Origin of the sequence: Undibacterium sp. TC4M20W (assembly GCF_049340245.1) — a bacterium.
GTDB lineage: Bacteria > Pseudomonadota > Gammaproteobacteria > Burkholderiales > Burkholderiaceae_D > Undibacterium.
Genome location: NZ_JBMPPI010000078.1, coordinates 1 through 394 on the forward strand (window position 1 = coordinate 1; position 394 = coordinate 394).

A 394-nucleotide genomic window follows, 5' to 3' on the forward strand; every position below is an offset into this window, starting at 1 on the left:
ACTTAGAGGCTGTTGCGAAATTAAAACGACTGAAAAAAAGTGCTGTTAACTTTTCATGAGTAGTGTTAACTTTCTATCTTGTTTTGTCAGGGTGGAGAGCGATGCCAAAAGAACTGATAGATGACCAACTGTGGAGCAGAATCGAGCCTTTGTTACCCAAGAGAGCGTCTCGCCATAGACAATATGCAGGACGCAAGCCGACGGATGACCGTGCCGTATTGACGGGAATCGTGTTCGTACTGCGCTCTGGCATTGCATGGAACTTGTTGCCACAAGAAATGGGTTGCGGCTCCGGAACAGCATGCTGGCGGCGACTGGTCCAATGGCAACAAGCCGGTGTATGGCAGCGCATTCACGAAGTGCTATTGGCTGAATTACGCCAGCGTGGGCAACT

General features: G+C 49.7%; 1 protein-coding gene. It reads left to right on the forward strand.

The features are described 5' to 3' along the window. Positions 1 to 101 precede the first annotated feature (101 nt). On the forward strand, positions 102 to 394 hold a 293-nt coding region (locus tag ACO0LL_RS30355; protein ID WP_422954540.1), incomplete at its 3' end, for a transposase.